Source organism: Streptomyces mutabilis, from assembly GCF_046628145.1.
Classification (GTDB): domain Bacteria; phylum Actinomycetota; class Actinomycetes; order Streptomycetales; family Streptomycetaceae; genus Streptomyces; species Streptomyces mutabilis.
This window is the reverse complement of record NZ_CP176874.1, coordinates 2,313,865-2,334,771: the sequence shown is the minus strand read 5'-3', so window position 1 is coordinate 2,334,771 and position 20,907 is coordinate 2,313,865. Positions and strand designations below refer to the sequence as shown.

Genomic DNA, 20,907 nt, shown 5'->3' with positions numbered 1-20,907 from the left:
TCCCTTCCCCTCCCGGTCTGGCCCGTCCCGTCCCGTTCTGTTTCGTCTCCGCCCCGGTCAGCAGCGGTCCTTCAGCACCTCGTAGAAGTCGTCGGCGAACTCCTCGTCCGCCTGGTCCGACCGATGCGCGGGGACGCTGATCCGGGGGCCGTGGAAATCCACGTGCGAAGCCCGCCCGCCCGGCACGAGGATGCGGAACATGACCGCCCTCGTCTCCGCCCCCGCCCGCCTCGGTGAGACCCGCCTGCCAAACGGACGTCTGCTCGGCTGGGCCGAGTGGGGCCCACCCGACGGCGCGCCGGTCCTGCTCTGCCCCGGCGCGGCCACGAGCCGCCGGCTCGGCTTCGGTGCCGGCGTCGTGGAGGCGCTCGGCGTCCGCCTGGTCTCCGTGGACCGCCCCGGACTGGGCGTGTCCACGCCCGCCCCCGGCCGGACCTTCGCCGACTTCGCGGCCGACATGCGGGCACTGTGCGGCCTGCGGGGCCTGGGCGTGCCCGCCGTGGTCGGCAACTCGCAGGGCGCCCCGTTCGCCCTGGCCTGCGCGGAGGCCGGTGTCGCCGCCGCGCTCTCCCTGGTCTCGGCCGCCGACGAGGTGGCGGCGCCCGAGTTCGCCACCGCCCTGCCGGCGGAGCTGCGCGCCCTGACGGCACGGGCCGTCCAGGACCCGTCCGGTGCCGAGGAGTTCTTCGCCCGCTTCGACGCGGACGCGATGTGGAGCCTGGTCATGGACGGCAGCCCGGACTGCGACCTCGCCGTGTACCGGGACCCCGCCTTCTCGGCCGCCTACCGCCGCGCCCTGGCCGAGGGATTCGCCCGGGGCGCGGCGGCCGGGTACGCCCGTGACACGGTCCTCGCGATGGGCCGGTGGCCGTTCGCCCTCGACCGGATCACCGTCCCGGTGGACATCTGGTACGGCGAACACGACACCGGTCACTCACCCGACCGGGGCGCCCTCCTCGCCACCCGCGTCCCCGGCGCCCGCCGCCGCGTCGTCCCCGGCATCGGCGGCGCCCTGCTGTGGACCCACGCGGAGGCCGTCCTGACCTCGTTGCTGGACCGTCACCCGTCGGCGTGACGGAGCCGCGTTCCGGGCCTCGGTCCCAACTCGCGGACGGAGCGGGGCCTTTCGTCGAGCTCGGCCTGTGAGCTGTGCGCGGTCTCCTTGCTCGCCGAGCTGATCCGGAGGCTCGGGGCCGGGGAGTCGAGCGCGTGCGCAGCCCTGTTCGCCTGCGAACGCCGCCCGTACGGTGGGGCGGCCGCAACTCGGCCGACTACCAACCGTACTGGGATCGTCACCCCATGAAGTCGCCGATCTCTCCTCGAACAAAAGCCGGGCAAAACGTGTCATAAGCCATCAAGTGGCCACCCGAAAGGGGACGGACGGTCACGTGACACGCCCGGTCCCGGCGCCCGCCGGGCCATCCGGGACACGAGGACCGCACGCAGGACATCCGACGAGGAGCACTGCCGATGAGTGAGTCCGTACAGACCGGAACCGGGGCCACCGGACAGAAGGTGAGGACAGAGACGTCCGCCACGGCCGACCAGGCCAAACAGGCCGCGAGCCAGGTGGCGGGAACGGCCGCGGAGCAGGCCCGCTCCGTGATGGGCGAAGCACGCCAGCAGGCGGGCACGGTCCTGGAGGACCTGCGGAGCCGCGCGATGGGCGAGGCCGAGGGGCAGACCAAGCGCGCCGCCGGCCAACTGCGTCAGTGGGCGAGCGACCTCTCGGGTCTGGCCGCGCACGCACGGGACGATTCCCCGGCCCGGAGCCTGGTGGCACACGCGGCGGACCGGGGCAGCCAGGCCGCCGACTACCTGGACGAGCGGGGCGTCGAGGGAATCGTCGGTGACCTGCGGCAATTCGCCCAGCGGCGGCCCGGCGCCTTCCTGGGCGCGGCACTGCTGGCCGGGCTGGCCGTCGGCCGGCTGCCGAAGGCGGCGGGAGCCGCCTCCCAGGCCGACGGGGCCGGGCCGGGCGGCCCCGCCACGACGGCCGACCGCGGTGCGACGGCCGACCGCGGTCCGGCGGAACCGCGGTCCGTGCCGACCGGCCCCCCGGCGATCTCCGCGGAGGAGACCCACGCGCCGCCGTCCGTGCCGCCCACCGTCGGGCACCTGCTCCCGGGCCGTGGACGTCCGGAGGTGTGAGATGGCGACCATCTCTCCCCTCCGAGGCACGGGAGCGCACCAGGAGCCCCGGGAGCAGGACCGGTCCATGAGCCACCTGCTGTCCGCGGTCACCGCGGATCTGCAGACCCTCTTCCGGCAGGAGGTCGAACTCGCCAAGGCGGAAGTGCGCGAGGAGGCGAGCCGGGCCGGAAAGGCCGCCGGGATGTTCGGCGGCGCCGGTTTCGCGGGCTACATGGTCCTGCTCTTCGTGTCACTGGCCGCGATGCTCGGCCTGGCCAACGTCATCGACGGCGGCTGGGCGGCCCTCGTCGTCGCCGTGCTCTGGGGCATCGCCGCCGCCGTGCTCTACCTGAAGGGCCGGGAGCGGATGAGGGCCGTGTCGCCGAAACCGGAGCGAACCGTCGAAACCATGAAGGAGAACGCGGAATGGGTACGTCACCCGACCAGATGAGGGCCGAGATCGAGGCCACCCGCGGCCGGCTGGCCACGGACGTGGACCGGCTCGCCGACCGGACCAGTCCCCGGCGCGTGGCCCGGCGCCGCAGCGCCCGGATGCGCGGCGCGGTGTCCGGCATGCGCGAGCGGGTCATGGGCACGGCCTCGTACGCGGCACACGGCGTACGGGACACCACGCAGTCGGCGGCCGGTTCGCTCCAGGAGGGAACCGGGCGGGCGGTCGAGTCGGCCCGGGACGCTGCGGGACAGGCAGCCGGTACCGCCCGGGACGCGGCGGGACAGGCCGCCGGGACCGCGCGCGACGTGGCCGAGCAGGCGGGACACGCCGTGCAGCAGACGCCCGACATGGCCCGCAGCCAGACCCAGGGCAACCCCCTGGCGGCCGGCCTGGTCGCTTTCGGGGTCGGGGTGCTGGCCTCGTCGCTGCTGCCCACTTCCCGCACCGAGCGGCAGAAGGCCTCCGAGCTGATGCAGAGCGAGGCCCTGGAACCGGTGAAGCAGGCCGCCGCCGAGTCCGCGCAGAACCTGAAGGAAGGCGCGAAGGAAGTGACCCAGGAGGCGGCCGCGGACATGAAGGACACCGCGACGCAGGCCGCCCGCACCACCCAGGAGGAGGCACGCGGGCAGGGCGGCAGGGTCACCGAGCAGGCCCGGGACTCCGGCCGGCAGCTCGCGGACGAGGCCCGGCACCGTGCCGGGCCCGGTTGAGGACCCCTCCCCACCGAGGAAGAACCCCCGCCCTGAGGGCGCTGCCGGGCCGAGGGCGGGGGTTCTCGCGTCCGGCACCACCCGGGCGGCTCGCGGGGCCGGCGCGGTGGTCAGCGGCCGAACAGGAGGACGGGGCCCCGAACCCGGCCGGTTCGGAACCCCGTCCTCCCGCAGTCAGCGCACGTCGGCCGTGCGACTCAGACCATGGTCGTGCGCGCCTGGCCCTGCGCCGCGGCACCGCCGAGGGCGGCCTCGGCGCCCAGGCCGGTGCTGACGGAGAGCGGGCCGACCTCCGCGTAGAGGCCGGCGCCGAAGCTGCCACCGGCCGTTATGACGGCCGCACCGGCGTCGACGCCGATGTTGCCGCCGGACACCTGGTCCAGGTCCGCGTCGGAGATCTCAGCCGTCTCGACCTGGGGGACGAAGTTCATGGCAGGTCTTTCCTTTCGTGCCAAAGACAATGGGAGCGGTGAGGCACGCACACCCGCTCTCCGGGTGGGGGATCCGGAGCCGGTCACCGGCGTGCCGCGCACTGATCAAAGCACGGTGGTGAACGGCCGACCATCCGCGCGCCGTTGACGGCTCGCTCCCGGCGCCGCCGCATTCATCAGTGTGCGAATGCGGTCAGGGAAAGGGCCCGCGTCTTCACGCTACCTGCCGGTTATGGGGGTCCCCCGGGTCGCGACGCACACCGTCGGCCCGGTCCGGCTCCGTCGTTGCCCGCCCGTGCGACCGTGCGATGAACGGTGTGCAGGTTCGAGGGATTTTTGGCGGCGGCTCCGGGCCGGATCCCGGCTCGGGAGGAGTGACACATCCGGAGTGGCACATCAGCGACACGTCAGGGGGCCGGCTGTCCGTCGACCGCCGGCCCCCTCCGTCACCGCGGCGGGACCCGCCCGCCGAGCCGCGCCCTACAGCACCGGCAACGACTTCCGCAGCTCGAACGCCGTCACCTGCGACCGGTACTCCTCCCACTCCTGCCGCTTGTTGCGCAGGAAGAAGTCGAAGACGTGCTCGCCGAGGGTCTCGGCGACCAGGTCGCTGCGCTCCATCAGGGCCAGCGCCTCGCCCAGGTTCTGGGGGAGGGGCTCGATGCCCAGCGCGCGGCGCTCCGAGTCGGACAGGGCCCACACGTCGTCCTCGGCGCCCGGCGGGAGTTCGTAGCCCTCCTCGATGCCCTTGAGGCCGGCGGCGAGCAGGACGGCGTAGGTCAGGTACGGGTTGGCGCCGGAGTCGATGGAGCGGACCTCGACGCGGGCCGAGCCGGTCTTGCCGGGCTTGTACATGGGGACGCGGACCAGGGCCGAGCGGTTGTTGTGGCCCCAGCAGATGTAGGAGGGGGCCTCGCCGCCGGCGCCGGCCGTGCGCTCGGTGCCGCCCCAGATGCGCTTGTAGGAGTTCACCCACTGGTTGGTGACCGCCGAGATCTCCGCCGCGTGCCGCAGCAGGCCCGCGATGAAGGAGCGGCCGACCTTGGAGAGCTGGTACTCGGCGCCCGATTCGTAGAACGCGTTGCGGTCGCCCTCGAACAACGACAGGTGCGAGTGCATACCCGAGCCGGGGAACTCCGAGAACGGCTTCGGCATGAAGGTGGCCTGGAGGCCCTGCTCCAGCGCGACCTGCTTCATGACCAGGCGGAACGTCATGATGTTGTCGGCCGTGGAGAGCGCGTCCGCGTAGCGCAGGTCGATCTCCTGCTGGCCGGGCGCGCCCTCGTGGTGGGAGAACTCCACCGAGATGCCCATCGACTCCAGCATGGTGATCGCCTGGCGGCGGAAGTCCATGCCGATGTTCTGCGGGGTGTGGTCGAAGTAGCCCGAGTTGTCGGCGGGGGTCGGCACCGAGCCGTCGACCGGCTTGTCCTTCAGCAGGAAGAACTCGATCTCCGGGTGGGTGTAGAAGGTGAAGCCCAGGTCGGAGGTCCGGGCCAGGGCGCGCTTGAGGACGTAGCGCGGGTCGGCGAAGGACGGGGAGCCGTCCGGCATCAGGATGTCGCAGAACATGCGGGCCGTGCCGGGGGCCTCCGCGCGCCAGGGCAGGACCTGGAAGGTGGAGGGGTCCGGCTTGGCGATCATGTCGGACTCGTAGACCCGGGCGAAGCCCTCGATCGCGGAGCCGTCGAAGCCGATGCCCTCGTCGAAGGCCTGCTCCAGCTCGGCCGGGGCCACGGCGACGGACTTGAGGAAGCCCAGTACGTCCGTGAACCACAGGCGTACGAACCGGATGTCGCGCTCCTCCAGCGTCCGGATCACGAACTCCTGCTGCTTGTCCATCTTCCGCTTCCCCATCCTCGCTGGTCAGGCCGCCTGTCTCCGGTACGGCGGGAGGCGGCCCCGCACCCGAGCATCACACCACAGCACGGTTTCGTACGCGTTGCGGACCTCGATCGGCCCACCGGCCCTCCCCGCAGCGTAGAGGCCACGTGTTCGATCGGGCCATTCCTGGGCTCCCACGGCGACGGATCCTGTGATCTCCCTACGATTCAGCCCTCCTCCGCCCTTACGATCAGCGGACTCCACCGTCACCCTGTTCCCAGAAGGGCACACCCCATGGGTTCCGCCAAGAAGAGCAGCAACCAGGCGCGACAGGCCCGCATAGCCGAGATGCGACGCGCCGAGGAGGCCCGCGAGCGCCGGAACCGGGTCCTCACGATCTCGGTCAGTGCCGTGGTCGTCGCAGGTCTCGTGGTCGGCGGGGTCTTCCTCGTCCGCTCGCAGTCCGACGACTCGTCCTCCGACACCGCCTCCGACGGCAAGACCTCCGGCAAGTTCGTCACCGGTGAGGACGGGGTGCGCACCTGGGAGGGGAACCTGGGCCGCAACCACGTCACCAAGAAGGTGTCCTACCCCGCGGAGCCCCCCGTCGGCGGCGACCACAACCAGGTCTGGATGAACTGCGACGGCGACGTCTACACCAAGCCGCTGAACAACGAGAACGCCGTGCACTCGCTGGAGCACGGCGCCGTGTGGGTGACGTACACCGACAAGGCCCCGAAGGCCGACGTGGGGAAGCTGGCGGAGAAGGTGAAGAAGACGCCGTACTCGCTGATGAGCCCCAACGACGAGCAGCAGGACCCGATCATGCTGACCGCCTGGGGTCACCAGCGCACCGTGACGGGCGCCGACGACCCGAACGTCGACAAGTTCTTCGAGAAGTTCGTCCAGGGCGAGCAGACCCCCGAGCCGGGGGCCGCGTGCACCAACGGGCTGTCGCAGTGACCCCGAGGCGGGCCGGCTGGATCGCGGGGGCCGCCGCGGCGGCCCTCGTCGCGGCCGGCGGCATCACCTACGCGGTCGCCGGGGACGACGGCGCGGGCCGGGTCCCGTCGGCCGACTCCGCGGACGCCGGGTTCGCGCGGGACATGGCCGTGCACCACCAGCAGGCCGTGGAGATGTCGTACATCGTGCGCGACCGCACCGACGACGAGGAGGTGCGGCGGCTCGCGTACGACATCGCGCAGACCCAGGCCAACCAGCGGGGCATGATGATCGGCTGGCTCGACCTGTGGGGGCTGCCGAAGGTCTCGTCCGACCCGCCGATGACCTGGATGGGGATGGGCGACATGCCCTCCGCGGGCGAGGGCTCGCTCATGCCGGGGATGGCCACCGACGCCGAGATGGAGAAGCTCGGCACCCTCAGCGGCCGGCAGGCCGAGGTCTACTACCTCCAGCTCATGACCGAGCATCACAAGGGCGGCGTCCACATGGCCGAGGGGTGCGCCGAGAAGTGCACCGTCGGAGTGGAGAAACGGCTGGCCCAGGGGATGGTGGAGTCGCAGGAGTCGGAGATCCGGCTGATGGCGGACCTGCTGGCCGAGCGGGGCGCGAAGCCACGGGCGTGAGGGCACGGGTACGGGGCCGAGGGCGTGGGATCACGCGTACGGGGTCGCGGGTGTGAGGCCGCGGACATGAGGCGGAAACCGGTACGTCACCCCATAGTGTCGTTCTGACGATTACACTGGGGCGCGTGCCCCGTCTACGCCTCGCCCTGAACCAGATCGACGCCACCGTCGGCGACATCGACGCGAACGCCGAGTCGGTCCTCCGCTGGACCCGGCACTCCGCCGGGCAGGGAGCGCACCTGGTGGCGTTCCCCGAGATGGTGCTGACCGGGTACCCCGTCGAGGACCTGGCCCTCAGGTCGTCCTTCGTGGAGGCATCCCGCGCCGCCCTGCGCTCCCTCGCCGCGCGCCTCGCCGACGAGGGCTTCGGCGGGCTGCCGGTGGTCGTCGGCCACCTCGACCGCTCCGCGACCGCCCGGCCGAAGTACGGCCAGCCGGCCGGCGCCCCGCAGAACGCGGCGGCCGTGCTGCACGGCGGCGAGGTGGCCCTGAGCTTCGCCAAGCACCACCTGCCGAACTACGGCGTCTTCGACGAGTTCCGCTACTTCGTGCCCGGCGACACCATGCCGGTGGTGCGGGTGCGCGGCGTCGACGTGGCCCTCGCCATCTGCGAGGACCTGTGGCAGGACGGCGGCCGGGTGCCGGCGGCGCGTTCGGCGCGGGCCGGGCTGCTGCTGTCCGTCAACGCCTCGCCGTACGAGCGCGACAAGGACGACACCCGGCTGGAGCTGGTCCGCAAGCGCGCCCAGGAGGCCGGCTGCACCACCGCCTACCTCGCGATGACCGGCGGGCAGGACGAGCTGGTCTTCGACGGGGACTCGATCGTGGTCGACCGGGACGGGGAGGTGCTGGCCCGGGCGCCGCAGTTCACCGAGGGGTGCGTGGTGCTGGACCTCGACCTGCCCGCCGCCGACGCGGACGCTCCCACGGGCGTGGTGGACGACGGGCTGCGCATCGACCGGGTCGTGCTGTCCGAGGAGCCGGCGCCCGCGACCGCCGCCGGTGAGCCGTGGCTGTCCGGCGGCCACGCGGAGCGGCTGGACGACGACGAGGAGGTCTACTCGGCCCTCGTCGTCGGCCTGCGCGCCTACGTCGCGAAGAACGGCTTCCGCTCGGTGCTCGTCGGCCTCTCCGGCGGCATCGACTCCGCCCTCGTCGCCGCCATCGCCTGCGACGCGGTCGGCGCGGAGAACGTGTACGGCGTCTCCATGCCGTCGAAGTACTCCTCCGAGCACTCCAAGGACGACGCGGCGGAGCTGGCCCGGCGCACCGGGCTCAACTACCGCACCGTGTCGATCGAGCCGATGTTCGACGCCTGCACGGGAGCGCTGGAGCTGACCGGACTGGCCGAGGAGAACCTCCAGTCGCGGCTGCGCGGCACGCTGCTGATGGCGATCTCCAACCAGGAGGGCCATCTGGTCCTCGCCCCCGGCAACAAGTCGGAGCTGGCGGTCGGGTACTCGACGCTGTACGGCGACTCGGTGGGCGCGTACGGCCCCATCAAGGACGTGTACAAGACGTCCGTCTTCCGCCTCGCCGAGTGGCGCAACCGCGCCGCCGCGGCCCGCGGCCAGGCCCCGCCCGTCCCCGAGAACTCGATCACCAAGCCGCCGAGCGCCGAACTGCGCCCGGGCCAGGTCGACACGGACTCGCTGCCGGACTACCCGGTGCTGGACGCGATCCTCGAGCTGTACGTCGACCGGGACCGGGGCGCGGACGAGATCGTCGTCGCCGGCTACGACCGCGAGCTGGTGACGAAGACCCTGCGCATGGTCGACACCGCCGAGTACAAGCGGCGCCAGTACCCGCCGGGCACCAAGATCTCGCCGAAGGGCTTCGGCAAGGACCGCAGGCTGCCGGTCACCAACCGCTGGCGGGAGCGGGGGTGACCGGCGCGCCGCCGGCTACCGCTGGCGCTTCAGGTCCGCCAGCACCTTGTGCAGCGGCTCCGTCTCCCGGCGGCGGTACTCCTGGACCGCCCAGCCGTTGCCGTCGGGGTCCTTGAAGTACATGAACGTGGCGCCGTCGTCCGGCGCGTACTGCACCGGCTCGGAGACCTCCAGTCCGCGCCCCACCAGCTCCGCGTGGGCCGCCTTGATGTCGGTGACGCAGAGCTGGAGGCCCTGGTACGAGCCCGGCTCCGGCTTGGTCTGCCCCTGGGCCATGTCCCAGATCGCGTCGCCGAGGGCGATCGAGCAGCCCGAGCCCGGGGGCGTGAGCTGGACGATGCGCATCCCCGGCATGACCTCCTGGTCGATGTCGACGTGGAAGCCGACCTTGTCCCGGTAGAAGTCCCGTGAACGGTCGATGTCGCTCACGGGCAGCGGGATCACTTCGAGGGTGAAGTCCATGACGTGACTCCTTCGACTTCCTTGTCGATGACGGTGTCTGTCGGCAGGTGGCGGTGCGTGTCAGCAGTGGGCGGTGCGTGTCAGCAGGTGTCAGTAGTGGTACCGGGCCTGGACGATGACCAGTACGTCGTCGCCCGGTTTGTACACCAGGCGGTGTGTGTCGTCGATGCGGCGTGACCAGTAGCCCGACAGGTCGCCCTTCAGCGGCTCCGGCTTGCCGATGCCCTTGAAGGGGTCGCGTGCGATGTCGGTGATCAGTTTGTTGATCCGTCTGGTCACCTTCCGGTCGCTCTCGGCCCAGTGGACGTAGTCCTCCCAGCCGTGCGACGTGAAAGCGATCCTCACGCCCGCTCCGCGTCCGGGTCGATCAGCTCGCGGTGCCGTGCCTCGCCGGCCTCGGCCTCCGCGATCGAGTCGAGCAGACGGCGGGCGTTCCTCGGCGACCGCAGCAGGTGCACGGTCTCCGTCCACGCCGTGAAGTCCTCCTCGGACATCAGCACGGCGTTCCCCTTGCGGGAGGTGATGTGCACCGGGGCATGGTCCTCGTTGACCTGCTCTATCAGCGGGAACAGGTTCTGACGGGCTTCGCTGGCGGTGATGGACATACCGGTGCCTCCCTTCGCGGCTTGTACAAGATATCGTACGAGTCCGGAGCGGGCCACCGGAAGCCCGGTTACGCTCAGGGCTGTACCACCCCCCCCCTTGATCCCACAGGTCCGACAGGAGGCCGAGATGACGGCGCCGGGGCGCAGGAGCAGTACCTTCACGCGACTGCTGCGGCACGGCTTCACCGACCCCTCGGCCGCCGAGCGGCTGCTGGACGGCATGGAACTGGCGCCGGTCCGCGACGACCCGGTCCTGCTGGAGGCCCTCGGCGCCACCGCCGACCCCGACCTCGCCCTGCACGGCCTGGTCCGGCTCCTGGAGGCGCAGCCCGACCCCACCGCCCGCCGGGAGCTGCTGGACACCCTGATAGCGGCCAAGCCCCTGCGCGACCGCCTCCTCGGCGTGCTCGGCGCCTCCGAGGCGCTCGCCGACCACCTCGCCCGGCACGCCGGCGACTGGCAGGCCCTCGTCACCTACGAACCCCGCGACCTGCACCGCGGTGTGGAGGACTTCGAACGCGGTCTCGCCGAGGCCGACGACCCGGTCTCGCTGCGCGTCGCCTACCGGCGCTGCCTGCTGTCCATCGCCGCCCGCGACGTGTGCGGCACCATCGACGTCGCCGAGACCGCCGCAGAACTGGCCGACCTCGCCACCGCCACCCTGCGGGCCGCCCTCGCCCTCGCCGAGGCCGCCGCGCCCGAGGACGCCGCGCTGTGCCGGCTGGCGGTGATCGCGATGGGCAAGTGCGGCGGACACGAGCTGAACTACGTCTCCGACGTCGACGTCATCTTCGTCGGCGAGGCGGCGGAGGGCGCGGACGAGCCCAAGGCGCTGCGGGCCGCGACCGCGCTCGCCTCGCACATGATGCGGATCTGCTCGGAGACCACCGTCGAGGGCTCCATCTGGCCCGTCGACGCCAACCTCCGCCCCGAGGGCCGCAACGGCCCGCTGGTGCGCACCCTCAGCAGCCACGTCGCCTACTACCAGCGCTGGGCCAAGACCTGGGAGTTCCAGGCGCTGCTCAAGGCCCGCCCGGTGGCCGGCGACCCCGGCCTCGGCGCCGAGTACGTCGCCGCCCTCCAGCCCCTGGTGTGGCAGGCCGCCGACCGCGAGAACTTCGTGCCGGACGTGCAGAAGATGCGCCGCCGGGTGGTGGAGAACATCCCCGCCGCCGAGGTCGACCGCCAGCTCAAGCTCGGCCCGGGAGGCCTGCGGGACGTCGAGTTCGCCGTGCAGCTGCTCCAGCTCGTGCACGGCCGCGCCGACACCTCCCTGCACAGCGGCACGACCCTGGACGCGCTGGAGGCCCTGGCCGCGGGCGGCTACGTCGGCCGGGCGGACGCCGCCCAGCTCGACGAGGCGTACCGCTTCCTGCGTTCCATGGAGCACCGCATCCAGCTGCACCGGCTGCGGCGCACCCACCTCGTGCCCGAGGACGAGGCCGACCTGCGCCGCCTCGGCCGCTCCCTGGGCCTGCGCACCGACCCGGTGCCCGGTCTGCTGCGCGCCTGGAAGCGGCACGCCTCCGTCGTACGGCGGCTGCACGAGAAGTTGTTCTACCGGCCGCTGCTCGACGCCGTCGCCCAGCTGGCGCCGGGGGAGGCCCGGCTCAGCGCGGAGGCGGCCCGCGAACGCATGGTCGCCCTCGGCTACGCCGACCCGGCCGCCGCGCTCCGGCACCTGGAGGCGCTGGCGTCCGGCGTCACCCGCAAGGCGGCCATCCAGCGCACCCTGCTGCCCGTGCTGCTCGGCTGGTTCGCGGACTCCGCCGACCCGGACGCCGGTCTGCTCAACTTCCGCAAGGTCTCCGACGCGCTCGGCAAGACGCCCTGGTACCTGAGGCTGCTGCGGGACGAGGGCGCGGCGGCCGAGAACCTCGCCCGCGTGCTCTCCGCCGGACGGCTCGCCCCCGACCTGCTGATGCGGGCCCCCGAGGCCGTCGCGCTGCTCGGCGACGGCAACGCCGGGGGACTGGCGCCACGGGGGCGGCTGCAACTGGAGCAGGAGACGCTCGCCGCGGTCCGCCGCGCCGACGGCGCCGTCCAGGCGGTCACGGCGGTGCGCGGAGTACGCCGCCGGGAGCTGTTCCGCACGGCCGCCGCGGACATCGTCGGCTCCTACGGCACCGAGGCGCAGCCCGTCGAGGCCGACCAGGGCGCCCTGGTGGACCGGGTCGGCGCGGCCGTGTCCGACCTGACGGCGGCGACCCTGGCGGGCACGCTGCGGGCGGTCGTGCGCGAGGGCTGGGGCGACACCCTGCCGACCCGGTTCGCGATCATCGGCATGGGCCGCTTCGGCGGTCACGAGCTGGGCTACGGCTCGGACGCGGACGTGCTCTTCGTGCACGAGCCGCGCGACGGGGTCGACGAGCGCGAGGCGACGGACGCGGCGAACAAGGTCGTCGCCGAGATGCGCCGCCTGCTCCAGGTGCCCAGCGCCGACCCGCCGCTGCTGATCGACGCCGACCTGCGGCCCGAGGGCAAGTCCGGGCCGCTGGTGCGCACGCTCAAGTCGTACGAGGCGTACTACCGGCGCTGGTCGCTGGTGTGGGAACGGCACGCGCTGCTGCGGGCCGAGTTCGTGGCCGGCGACGCGGACCTGGGGCGGCGCTTCACCGAGCTGGTCGACCCGCTGCGGTACCCGGCGGACGGGCTCGACGACGACGCGGTGCGTGAGATCCGGCGGCTCAAGGCCCGCATGGAGTCGGAGCGGCTGCCGCGCGGCGCCGATCCCAAGCTGCACGCCAAGCTGGGGCCGGGCGGACTGTCCGACGTCGAGTGGACGGTGCAGTTGATGCAGCTGCGGCACGGGCACGTGGAGGCCGGGCTGCGGACCACGCGGACCCGGGCGGCACTGGCGGCCGCGTGCCGGGCCGGCCTCGTCTCCGAGGAGCACGCCGAGACGCTCGACGAGGCGTGGGTGCTGGCGACGCGGGTGCGCAACGCGGTGATGCTGGTGAGGGGGAGGGCGGGGGACACCTTCCCGACCGATCCCCGGGAGCTGGCGGCGGTGGGGCGGTACCTGGGGCACGGCCCGGGGCACGCGGGGGACATGCTGGACGAGTACCGGCGCACGGCGCGCAGGGCCCGGACAGTGGTGGAGGAACTCTTCTACTCGTAGCCCCGCAACCCCGCAACCCCGCAACCCCGCAGCTGCGGGCAGTCGTGCCGCTGGGGCGGCACGGGTGGGCGCAGCGGCACCCCGCCACGCCGGGCCACGACACCCACCCCCGGCCCGCCCCCACGCCGGGCACCCCTAGGCCCGCGTAGGCAACCACACCCTCCGCCGCTCATCCCCCGGTACCACCTTGGGCAACGCATGCGGCAACGCCCCGTACCAGACGAAGGCCACCCCGTACCCGAACCCCAGGCACAGCACGCCCCCCACCGCGTCCAGCCAGAAGTGGTTGGCCGTCGCCACGATCACCACCAGCGTCAGCGCCGGATACACCAGCCCCAGCACCCGCACCCACGGCACCGACGCCAGCGCGAAGATCGTCAGCCCGCACCACACCGACCACCCGATGTGCATCGACGGCATCGCCGCGTACTGGTTGGACATGTTCTTCAGGTCGCCGGACGCCATCGAGCCCCAGGTCTCGTGGACCATCACGGTGTCGATGAAGTGCCCGCCGTTCATCAGCCGCGGCGGCGCGAGCGGATACAGGTAGTAACCGACCAGGGCGACGCCCGTCGTCGCGAAGAGGACCAGCCGGGTCGCCGCGTAGCGCCCGGGATGGCTGCGGTACAGCCACACCAGAACACCGAGCGTCACCACGAAGTGCAGCGTGGCGTAGTAGTAGTTCATGCCGACGACCAGCCAAGTCACCGAGTTCACGGCATGATTGACCGACTGCTCGACGGCGATGCCCAGTTGCTGCTCGACCTTCCAGATCCAGTCGGCGTTGCGCAGGGCCTGGCCCCGCTGCTCGGGCACCGCGTTGCGGATGAGCGAGTACGTCCAGTAACTGAGCGCGATCAGCAGGATCTCGAACCACAGCCGGGGCCGGCGCGGTGCGCGAAGACGGCGCAGCAGTCCCTGCCCCGTCTCCTCCGTGACGGGGTGCGGAACGCTCTCTTCCTGGCGTTCCGGAGTCCTCACGGTCACGTCACCCATAGGCATGAAGTCTGCCAGAAAAGCCCTGTCCCACCGATCATCCCCCGGGAGGATCCGGGCCGCATCCGGCCACTACGGGACCGGCACCACGGGTATCAGGACCGGCCTCGCTCACCCGGCGCCGACGCCGTCGAACCGCGCACCACCAGCTCCGGCATGAACACGAACTCACTGTGCGGCGCGGGCGTCCCGCCGATCTCCTCCAGCAGCGTGCGCACCGCCGCCTGCCCCATCGCCGGAACCGGCTTGCGGACGGTCGTCAGCGGCGGGTCGGTGAAGGCGATCAGCGGCGAGTCGTCGAAGCCGACGACCGAGATGTCCTTGGGCACGTCCAGGCCGTGCTGCCGGGCCGCCCGTATCGCGCCCAGCGCCATCATGTCGCTGGCGCAGACCACGGCCGTGCAGTCGCGCGCGATGAGCGCGGTGGCCGCCGCCTGGCCGCCCTCCAGGGTGTAGAGGGAGTGCTGGACGAGCTCCTTCTCCACGGTCTCGGCGCTCAGATCCAGTTGCTCCTGGACCGAGCGGACGAAACCCTCGATCTTGCGCTGCACCGGCACGAACCGCTTCGGCCCGAGGGCCAGTCCGATGCGCGTGTGGCCGAGCGAGACGAGGTGCGTGACCGCGAGGCTCATCGCGGCGCGGTCGTCGGGGGAGATGAACGGCGCCTGCACCTTCGACGAGAAGCCGTCGACCAGGACGAAGGGCACGCCCTGCGCGCGCAGCCGCTCGTAGCGCTGCGTGTCGGCGGTGGTGTCGGCGTGCAGACCGGAGACGTAGATGATGCCGGCGACGCCCCGGTCGACCAGCATCTCGGTCAGCTCGTCCTCGGTGGAGCCGCCCGGCGTCTGGGTGGCGAGCACCGGGGTGTATCCCTGCCGGGTCAGCGCCTGGCCGATGACCTGGGCCAGCGCCGGGAATATCGGGTTCTCCAGCTCCGGGGTGATCAGACCCACCAGGCCCTCGCTGCGCTGCCGCAGCCTGACGGGGCGCTCGTAGCCCAGCACGTCGAGGGCGGCCAGTACGGACTGGCGGGTGGTGGCGGCGACGCCCGGCTTCCCGTTGAGGACGCGGCTGACCGTCGCTTCGCTCACTCCCGCCTGGGCGGCGATGTCGGCAAGCCGTGTGGTCACAGGGGTGGACTGTACCTGTCGGCCGCGCCCTTGCACACCGATCGGGCGCCGTGGGCGGCCTGTTGGACGGCCCGTCGGACGGCCCGGCGCCGGCTGCTGCGTCATCGCGCTCCCTCGAGAAAGTGGCGGCAAGAGCTTGCAGAGTCTTGCACAACGGGCCCGATACCGCTCGTCCCCCCTGATCAAACCGCTCCGACCCGTTAAACAAGCGTCTCGTCACGGTCGCCGGGAGGTCACGCCCGGATAACTTCGGAGATCTCTTGCACTTTTTTGCTGCAAGACCTTTCGCGCCGCTTACAACGCTGTTACGTTCACGTCGCCCGACGGCGCCAACGACGCGGTCGGTGTCGGCAGGAGCGGCGGACGGGCCCGCACCCTGCACCACACGGGCATTCACCCTCAAGGAGAACTCATGCGGCGTGGCATAGCGGCCACCGCTCTGGTGGCGTCCCTCGCCCTCGCGGCGACGGCGTGCGGCGGGGACGGCGACAGCGACAGCGAGTCCGGCGGACCGGTCACCATCACCTACTGGGACACCTCCAACGCGACCAACGAGGCGCCGACCTACAAGGCCCTGGTCAAGGAGTTCGAGGCCGCCAACAAGGGCATCAAGGTCAACTTCGTCAACGTGCCGTTCGACCAGGCGCAGAACAAGTTCGACACCGCCGCCGGTGCCTCGGGCGCCCCGGACGTGCTGCGCACGGACGTCGGCTGGACCGCCGCCTTCGCCAAGAAGGGCTTCTTCCTGCCGCTGGACGGCACCGAGGCCCTCGCCGAGCAGGACAAGTTCCAGCCCAAGCTGATCGAGCAGGCCAAGTACGAGGGCAAGACCTACGGCGTCCCGCTGGTCACCGACACCCTCGCCTTCGTCTACAACAAGGCACTGTTCGAGAAGGCCGGCGTCGAGGTCCCCAAGACGTGGGACGACCTGAAGAAGGCCGCCGCCACCGTCAAGGACAAGACCGGCGTCGACGGCTACTGGGCCTCCACCGCCGGCTACTACGCGCAGCCGTTCCTCTACGGCGAGGGCACCGACACGGTCGACGTCGACGCCAAGAAGATCACCGTCAACTCGCCCGAGGCCAAGAAGGCGTACGGCACCTGGCTGAGCCTGTTCGACGGCAAGGGCCTGCACAAGGCCGACACCACCGCCGACGCCTACGCCCACATCCAGGAGGCGTTCGTCAGCGGCAAGGTCGCCTCGATCGTCCAGGGCCCGTGGGAGATCACCAACTTCTACAAGGGCTCCGCCTTCAAGGACAAGAACAACCTCGGCATCGCCACCGTCCCGGCCGGCTCCACCGGCAAGGCGGGCGCCCCGACCGGCGGCCACAACCTCTCGGTCTACGCCGGCTCGGACAAGGCCCACCAGGAGGCGTCGCTGAAGTTCGTGAAGTTCATGACCTCGGCGAAGTCCCAGGAGACCGTCGCCCTGAAGAACTCCACGCTGCCCACCCGCGACGACGCCTACACCGCCGAGGTCAAGGCCGACCCGGGCATCGCCGGCTTCCAGACGGTCCTGTCCGCCGCCCAGCCGCGCCCGGCGCTGCCGGAGTACAGCTCCCTGCTGACCCCGCTCGACGACGAGCTGCCGCAGATCGCCGGCGGCAAGAAGTCCCTCGACGAGGGCCTGGGCGACGTCGAGACCGCGATCGCCAAGCTGGTGCCGGACTTCAGCAAGTGAGTCCGCGTGGCCGCCGGGTCCCCACCGGAGGGGAGGGACCCGGCGGCCACCGGCCGTGCGCCGCACCCCCGGCCTTCTGACTTTCCGACCTTCCCGATGCTCCCGAAGGTGTCGAACCATGACAGTCGCCATCGACCGCGCGACCGGCAAGCGCCGCGGTGACCGCACCCCGCGGCCCGGCCTCGGCCGGCGTCTGAAAGACGGCTACCAGAAGCACTGGTACGCCTACGCCATGATCGCGCCGGTGGCCGTCGTGATCGGCGTTCTCGTGCTGTACCCGCTGGGGTACGGCCTGTACCTCACCCTCACCGACGCCAACAGCCTGAACACCGCGCGCACGATCGGCGTCAACGAGATCGAGGCCACCTACAAGTTCGTCGGCCTGGACAACTACGCCGACATCCTGTGGGGCCCGACGGCGTACGACCGCTTCTGGTCGCACTTCATCTGGACCATCGTGTGGACGGCGGTCTGCGTCGGCCTGCACTTCTTCATCGGACTCGGCCTCGCCCTGCTGCTCAACCAGAAGCTGCGCGGGCGCACCTTCTACCGGCTGATCCTGGTCCTGCCGTGGGCCGTGCCCACCTTCGTCACCGTCTTCGGCTGGCGCTTCATGCTCGCCGACCAGGGCATCATCAACTCCGCCCTGGACTGGCTGCACCTGCCCACGCCCGCGTGGCTGGAGGACACCCTCTGGCAGCGGTTCTCCGCGGTCATGGTGAACACCTGGTGCGGCGTGCCGTTCATGATGGTCTCGCTCCTCGGCGGCCTGCAGTCCATCGACAACAGCCTCTACGAGGCCGCCGAGATGGACGGCGCCAGCGCCTGGCAGCGCTTCCGCTACGTCACCCTGCCCGGTCTCAGGTCGGTCAGCTCCACGGTCGTCCTGCTCGGCATCATCTGGACCTTCAACCAGTTCGCCGTGATCTTCCTGCTGTTCGGCAACACCGCCCCCGAGGCGCAGATCCTGGTCACCTGGGCGTACCAGCTCGGCTTCGGACAGCAGCCGCGCGACTTCGCGCAGTCCGCGGCCTACGGCATCCTGCTGCTGGCCATCCTGATCGTCTTCACCTCCTTCTACCGCCGCTGGCTGAACCGCAATGAGCAGCAGCTCGCGATCTGAGGCAGGAGCCACCATGAGCACTACGACCGTCCCGGCGTCCGCTCCGGCCGAGCAGGCCGGCACCGCGCCCGCCGCCCCGCCGCGCAAGGTGCGCTCCCGCGGTGAGCGCAGCCGCGCCGCCTCCCTGGCCTCCCACGGCATCCTGACCGTCGCGAGCCTCATCGCGCTCTTCCCGGTCGCCTGGCTGGTGTACCTGTCGCTGGGCCCGGACAAGAACGACTACCTGCACCCCGAGCGCATCTGGTCGAAGATGACCTTCGACAACTACGTCTTCGTGCTCCAGGAGACGAACTTCTTCGACTGGCTGAAGAGCTCGCTGGTCGTCTCGCTGGGCACCACGGTCATCGGCGTCATGGTCGCCGCCACCACCGGCTACGCGGTCTCGCGGATGCGCTTCCCGGGCTACCGCAAGCTGATGTGGGTCCTCCTGGTCACCCAGATGTTCCCCATCGCGGTGCTGATCGTGCCGATGTACCAGATCCTGTCCGATCTCCAGCTCGTCGACAGCTACCTCGGCCTGATCCTCGTCTACTGCTCGACCGCGGTGCCGTACTGCGCCTGGCTGCTCAAGGGCTACTTCGACACCATCCCGTTCGAGATCGACGAGGCCGGACGCGTCGACGGACTGACCCCCTTCGGCACCTTCTTCCGGCTGATCCTGCCGCTGGCCCGGCCGGGCCTCGCGGTGGCCGGCTTCTACAGCTTCATCACGGCCTTCGGCGAGGTCGCCTTCGCCTCGACGTTCATGCTGAGCGACACGAAGTACACCTTCGCGGTCGGTCTGCAGAGCTTCATCAGCGAGCACGACGCGCAGCGTCACCTGATGGCGGCCACCGCCGTGCTCGTCGCGATACCCGTCTCCGCGTTCTTCTACCTCGTGCAGAAGAACCTGGTGACCGGCCTCACCGCCGGCGGCACCAAGGGCTGACGCCCGGCCGGGAAAACGTCCGGCCGCGGTGCCCATCCGACCCCGCAGCACCGCGGCCGGCCACCCCCCACCCATGCCTCCACGACCACAACCCCGTCTCATCCCAAGGACGACATGAGCCAGCAGCCTTCCGCCGCACCGGCCCCCACCTCCGCCACCGCCACCGTCGCGCGGCGCCGCGACTGGTGGCGGGAGGCGGTCATCTACCAGGTGTATCCGCGCAGCTTCGCCGACAGCAACGGCGACGGCATGGGCGACCTGGAAGGTGTCCGCACCCGTCTGCCGTACCTGCGCGACCTGGGCGTGGACGCCGTGTGGCTCAGCCCCTTCTACGCCTCCCCGCAGGCCGACGCCGGCTACGACGTCGCCGACTACCGGGCCGTCGACCCCATGTTCGGCAACCTGCTGGACGCCGACGCGCTGATCCGCGACGCGCACGCGCTGGGCCTGCGCATCATCGTCGACCTGGTCCCCAACCACTCCTCCGACCAGTACGAGTGGTTCAAGCGCGCCCTCGCCGAGGGCCCCGGCTCCCCGGCCCGCGAGCGCTACCACTTCCGTCCCGGCAAGGGCGAGAACGGCGAACTCCCGCCCAACGACTGGGAGTCCATCTTCGGCGGCCCGGCCTGGACCCGGGTGACGGAGCCCGACGGCACCCCCGGCGAGTGGTACCTGCATCTCTTCGCCCCCGAGCAGCCCGACTTCAACTGGGAGCACCCGGCCGTCGGCGACGAGTTCCGCTCCATCCTGCGCTTCTGGCTGGACATGGGCGTGGACGGCTTCCGCATCGACGTCGCGCACGGCATGGTGAAGGCCGAGGGCCTGCCCGACCTGGGAAACCACGAACAGCTGAAGCTGCTGGGCAACGATGTCATGCCGTTCTTCGACCAGGACGGCGTCCACGACATCTACCGCCAGTGGCGGCGCATCCTCGACGAGTACAGCGGTGAGCGCATCTTCGTCGCCGAGGCCTGGACCCCCACCGTCGAGCGCACCGCCAACTACGTCCGCCCCGACGAACTGCACCAGGCGTTCAACTTCCAGTACCTGGGCACCCACTGGGATGCCGAGGAGCTGCGCACGGTCATCGACCGCACCCTGGACGCCATGCGCCCGGTCGGCGCCCCCGCCACCTGGGTCCTGTCCAACCACGACGTCACGCGCCACGCCACCCGCTTCGCCAACCCGCCCGGCCTCGGCACCCAGATCCGCCTGGCCGGCGACCGCGAACTGGGCCTGCGCCGCGCCCGCGCCGCCACCCTGCTGATGCTGGCCCTGCCCGGCTCGGCCTACGTCTACCAGGGCGAGGAACTGGGCCTCCCGGACGTCGTCGACCTCCCGGACGAGGTGCGCCAGGACCCCGCGTACTTCCGGGGCGCCGGCCAGGACGGCTTCCGCGACGGCTGCCGGGTGCCGATCCCGTGGACCCGCGAGGGCTCCTCGTACGGCTTCGGCGACGGCGGCAGCTGGCTGCCGCAGCCGGCGGGCTGGGGCGAGCTGAGCGTCGAGGCGCAGACCGGCGAGCCCGGCTCCACCCTGGAGCTGTACCGCGCCGCGCTGGCGGTCCGCCGCGAGCAGCCCGACCTGGGCGCGGGCGACGCGGTGGAGTGGCTGCGCGCGCCCGAGGGCGTCCTCGCCTTCCGGCGGGGGGAGTTCGTGTGCGTCGCCAACACCACCGGCGAGTCGGTGGCGGTGCCCGCGTACGGGCGGGTGCTGCTGGCCAGCGGTGAGGTGACCGAGGCGGACGGCGAGGCGAAGGTGCCGGCCGACACGACGGTGTGGTGGTCGCGGGCCTGACCGCCCGCCGGGAGGGGCCCGCCGTCGCGGGCCC

General features: G+C 71.6%; 20 protein-coding genes. 12 read left to right on the top strand and 8 right to left on the bottom strand.

What is annotated here, in order from left to right; genetic code table 11:
• Positions 1-57 precede the first annotated feature (57 nt).
• Positions 58-201, bottom strand: a complete 144-nt coding sequence (locus ACLIN4_RS10365; protein WP_179342831.1) for a hypothetical protein — start codon at positions 199-201, stop codon at positions 58-60.
• On the opposite strand from ACLIN4_RS10365, the gene ACLIN4_RS10360 reads away from it, so the two are divergent.
• The 4 genes from ACLIN4_RS10360 (at position 200) to ACLIN4_RS10345 (ending at position 3,297) form a co-directional block, all read left to right on the top strand.
• The gene (locus ACLIN4_RS10360; protein WP_107480551.1) at positions 200-1,075 is read left to right on the top strand and encodes an alpha/beta fold hydrolase; all 876 of its coding nucleotides are present in this window, start codon (positions 200-202) and stop codon (positions 1,073-1,075) included. The genes ACLIN4_RS10365 and ACLIN4_RS10360 overlap by 2 nt on opposite strands.
• 395 nt (positions 1,076-1,470) lie before the next feature.
• A complete protein-coding gene (locus ACLIN4_RS10355) occupies positions 1,471-2,151 on the top strand; it encodes a hypothetical protein (protein ID WP_289903625.1) in 681 nt (226 codons plus the stop codon).
• Positions 2,152-2,218: 67 nt separating this feature from the next.
• Positions 2,219-2,584 carry a phage holin family protein gene (locus ACLIN4_RS10350; protein ID WP_257101854.1) on the top strand — a complete coding sequence of 122 codons (366 nt, stop codon included), beginning with the start codon at positions 2,219-2,221 and terminating at the stop codon, positions 2,582-2,584.
• Positions 2,560-3,297 (top strand): DUF3618 domain-containing protein, encoded by a 738-nt coding sequence (locus tag ACLIN4_RS10345; RefSeq protein WP_107479870.1) that lies wholly within the window; start codon positions 2,560-2,562, stop codon positions 3,295-3,297. The genes ACLIN4_RS10350 and ACLIN4_RS10345 overlap by 25 nt, the downstream gene beginning before the upstream one ends.
• A gap of 197 nt (positions 3,298-3,494) precedes the next feature.
• Here the strand turns inward: ACLIN4_RS10345 and ACLIN4_RS10340 are convergent, their stop codons facing one another.
• Both ACLIN4_RS10340 and glnA read right to left on the bottom strand, forming a co-directional pair.
• Positions 3,495-3,728 (bottom strand): hypothetical protein, encoded by a 234-nt coding sequence (locus tag ACLIN4_RS10340; protein ID WP_100048033.1) that lies wholly within the window; start codon positions 3,726-3,728, stop codon positions 3,495-3,497.
• 480 nt (positions 3,729-4,208) lie between these two features.
• Positions 4,209-5,570, bottom strand: a complete 1,362-nt coding sequence (gene glnA, locus ACLIN4_RS10335; RefSeq protein ID WP_100048042.1) for a type I glutamate--ammonia ligase — start codon at positions 5,568-5,570, stop codon at positions 4,209-4,211.
• Between the two features lie 276 nt (positions 5,571-5,846).
• On the opposite strand from glnA, the gene ACLIN4_RS10330 reads away from it, so the two are divergent.
• From ACLIN4_RS10330 to ACLIN4_RS10320, 3 genes are all read left to right on the top strand, one after another.
• Positions 5,847-6,515, top strand: a complete 669-nt coding sequence (locus tag ACLIN4_RS10330; RefSeq protein WP_100048034.1) for a DUF3105 domain-containing protein — start codon at positions 5,847-5,849, stop codon at positions 6,513-6,515.
• The gene (locus ACLIN4_RS10325) at positions 6,512-7,138 is read left to right on the top strand and encodes a DUF305 domain-containing protein (protein ID WP_100048035.1); all 627 of its coding nucleotides are present in this window, start codon (positions 6,512-6,514) and stop codon (positions 7,136-7,138) included. The genes ACLIN4_RS10330 and ACLIN4_RS10325 overlap by 4 nt, the downstream gene beginning before the upstream one ends.
• A gap of 125 nt (positions 7,139-7,263) precedes the next feature.
• Positions 7,264-9,027 (top strand): NAD+ synthase, encoded by a 1,764-nt coding sequence (locus tag ACLIN4_RS10320; RefSeq protein ID WP_411575702.1) that lies wholly within the window; start codon positions 7,264-7,266, stop codon positions 9,025-9,027.
• 15 nt (positions 9,028-9,042) lie between these two features.
• Here ACLIN4_RS10320 and ACLIN4_RS10315 read toward each other — a convergent pair whose 3' ends face one another.
• The 3 genes from ACLIN4_RS10315 to ACLIN4_RS10305 form a co-directional block, all read right to left on the bottom strand.
• Positions 9,043-9,489 carry a VOC family protein gene (locus ACLIN4_RS10315; protein WP_100048037.1) on the bottom strand — a complete coding sequence of 149 codons (447 nt, stop codon included), beginning with the start codon at positions 9,487-9,489 and terminating at the stop codon, positions 9,043-9,045.
• A 90-nt stretch (positions 9,490-9,579) separates the two neighbouring features.
• On the bottom strand, positions 9,580-9,834 hold the full coding sequence (locus ACLIN4_RS10310) for a Txe/YoeB family addiction module toxin (protein WP_043373662.1): 255 nt from the start codon (positions 9,832-9,834) through the stop codon (positions 9,580-9,582).
• Positions 9,831-10,094, bottom strand: coding sequence for a type II toxin-antitoxin system Phd/YefM family antitoxin (locus ACLIN4_RS10305; RefSeq protein ID WP_043373664.1), 264 nt, complete (start codon positions 10,092-10,094; stop codon positions 9,831-9,833). Before ACLIN4_RS10305 ends, ACLIN4_RS10310 begins: the two co-directional genes overlap by 4 nt.
• A 127-nt stretch (positions 10,095-10,221) precedes the next feature.
• Between ACLIN4_RS10305 and ACLIN4_RS10300 the strand changes: the two genes are divergently transcribed.
• On the top strand, positions 10,222-13,215 hold the full coding sequence (locus ACLIN4_RS10300) for a bifunctional [glutamine synthetase] adenylyltransferase/[glutamine synthetase]-adenylyl-L-tyrosine phosphorylase (RefSeq protein WP_290014408.1): 2,994 nt from the start codon (positions 10,222-10,224) through the stop codon (positions 13,213-13,215).
• A gap of 135 nt (positions 13,216-13,350) precedes the next feature.
• Here ACLIN4_RS10300 and ACLIN4_RS10295 read toward each other — a convergent pair whose 3' ends face one another.
• Together ACLIN4_RS10295 and ACLIN4_RS10290 are read right to left on the bottom strand one after the other, a co-directional pair.
• Positions 13,351-14,211, bottom strand: a complete 861-nt coding sequence (locus ACLIN4_RS10295; protein ID WP_107479190.1) for a phosphatase PAP2 family protein — start codon at positions 14,209-14,211, stop codon at positions 13,351-13,353.
• A gap of 95 nt (positions 14,212-14,306) precedes the next feature.
• Positions 14,307-15,341, bottom strand: a complete 1,035-nt coding sequence (locus tag ACLIN4_RS10290; RefSeq protein ID WP_411575701.1) for a LacI family DNA-binding transcriptional regulator — start codon at positions 15,339-15,341, stop codon at positions 14,307-14,309.
• Between the two features lie 412 nt (positions 15,342-15,753).
• Between ACLIN4_RS10290 and ACLIN4_RS10285 the strand changes: the two genes are divergently transcribed.
• The 4 genes from ACLIN4_RS10285 (at position 15,754) to ACLIN4_RS10270 (ending at position 20,873) form a co-directional block, all read left to right on the top strand.
• Positions 15,754-17,025 (top strand): extracellular solute-binding protein, encoded by a 1,272-nt coding sequence (locus tag ACLIN4_RS10285; RefSeq protein WP_107479189.1) that lies wholly within the window; start codon positions 15,754-15,756, stop codon positions 17,023-17,025.
• 118 nt (positions 17,026-17,143) lie between these two features.
• Positions 17,144-18,148: a carbohydrate ABC transporter permease gene (locus tag ACLIN4_RS10280; RefSeq protein ID WP_411575700.1), complete on the top strand. Its 1,005-nt coding sequence runs from the start codon at positions 17,144-17,146 to the stop codon at positions 18,146-18,148.
• Between the two features lie 13 nt (positions 18,149-18,161).
• On the top strand, positions 18,162-19,076 hold the full coding sequence (locus ACLIN4_RS10275; protein ID WP_107479187.1) for a sugar ABC transporter permease: 915 nt from the start codon (positions 18,162-18,164) through the stop codon (positions 19,074-19,076).
• A gap of 114 nt (positions 19,077-19,190) precedes the next feature.
• Positions 19,191-20,873: a glycoside hydrolase family 13 protein gene (locus ACLIN4_RS10270; RefSeq protein ID WP_107479186.1), complete on the top strand. Its 1,683-nt coding sequence runs from the start codon at positions 19,191-19,193 to the stop codon at positions 20,871-20,873.
• The last annotated feature ends 34 nt before the right edge of the window (positions 20,874-20,907 follow it).

Excerpts from the sequence above, each read along its gene's own strand:
- ACLIN4_RS10360 (WP_107480551.1), top strand. The coding sequence starts at position 200 with ATGACCGCCCTCGTCTCCGCCCCCGCCCGCCTCGGTGAGACCCGCCTG.
- ACLIN4_RS10365 (WP_179342831.1), bottom strand. The coding sequence starts at position 201 with ATGTTCCGCATCCTCGTGCCGGGCGGGCGGGCTTCGCACGTGGATTTC.
- ACLIN4_RS10355 (WP_289903625.1), top strand. The coding sequence starts at position 1,471 with ATGAGTGAGTCCGTACAGACCGGAACCGGGGCCACCGGACAGAAGGTG.
- ACLIN4_RS10350 (WP_257101854.1), top strand. The coding sequence starts at position 2,219 with ATGAGCCACCTGCTGTCCGCGGTCACCGCGGATCTGCAGACCCTCTTC.
- ACLIN4_RS10345 (WP_107479870.1), top strand. The coding sequence starts at position 2,560 with ATGGGTACGTCACCCGACCAGATGAGGGCCGAGATCGAGGCCACCCGC.
- ACLIN4_RS10340 (WP_100048033.1), bottom strand. The coding sequence starts at position 3,728 with ATGAACTTCGTCCCCCAGGTCGAGACGGCTGAGATCTCCGACGCGGAC.
- glnA (WP_100048042.1), bottom strand. The coding sequence starts at position 5,570 with ATGGACAAGCAGCAGGAGTTCGTGATCCGGACGCTGGAGGAGCGCGAC.
- ACLIN4_RS10330 (WP_100048034.1), top strand. The coding sequence starts at position 5,847 with ATGGGTTCCGCCAAGAAGAGCAGCAACCAGGCGCGACAGGCCCGCATA.
- ACLIN4_RS10315 (WP_100048037.1), bottom strand. The coding sequence starts at position 9,489 with ATGGACTTCACCCTCGAAGTGATCCCGCTGCCCGTGAGCGACATCGAC.
- ACLIN4_RS10305 (WP_043373664.1), bottom strand. The coding sequence starts at position 10,094 with ATGTCCATCACCGCCAGCGAAGCCCGTCAGAACCTGTTCCCGCTGATA.
- ACLIN4_RS10300 (WP_290014408.1), top strand. The coding sequence starts at position 10,222 with ATGACGGCGCCGGGGCGCAGGAGCAGTACCTTCACGCGACTGCTGCGG.
- ACLIN4_RS10295 (WP_107479190.1), bottom strand. The coding sequence starts at position 14,211 with ATGGGTGACGTGACCGTGAGGACTCCGGAACGCCAGGAAGAGAGCGTT.
- ACLIN4_RS10285 (WP_107479189.1), top strand. The coding sequence starts at position 15,754 with ATGCGGCGTGGCATAGCGGCCACCGCTCTGGTGGCGTCCCTCGCCCTC.
- ACLIN4_RS10280 (WP_411575700.1), top strand. The coding sequence starts at position 17,144 with ATGACAGTCGCCATCGACCGCGCGACCGGCAAGCGCCGCGGTGACCGC.
- ACLIN4_RS10275 (WP_107479187.1), top strand. The coding sequence starts at position 18,162 with ATGAGCACTACGACCGTCCCGGCGTCCGCTCCGGCCGAGCAGGCCGGC.
- ACLIN4_RS10270 (WP_107479186.1), top strand. The coding sequence starts at position 19,191 with ATGAGCCAGCAGCCTTCCGCCGCACCGGCCCCCACCTCCGCCACCGCC.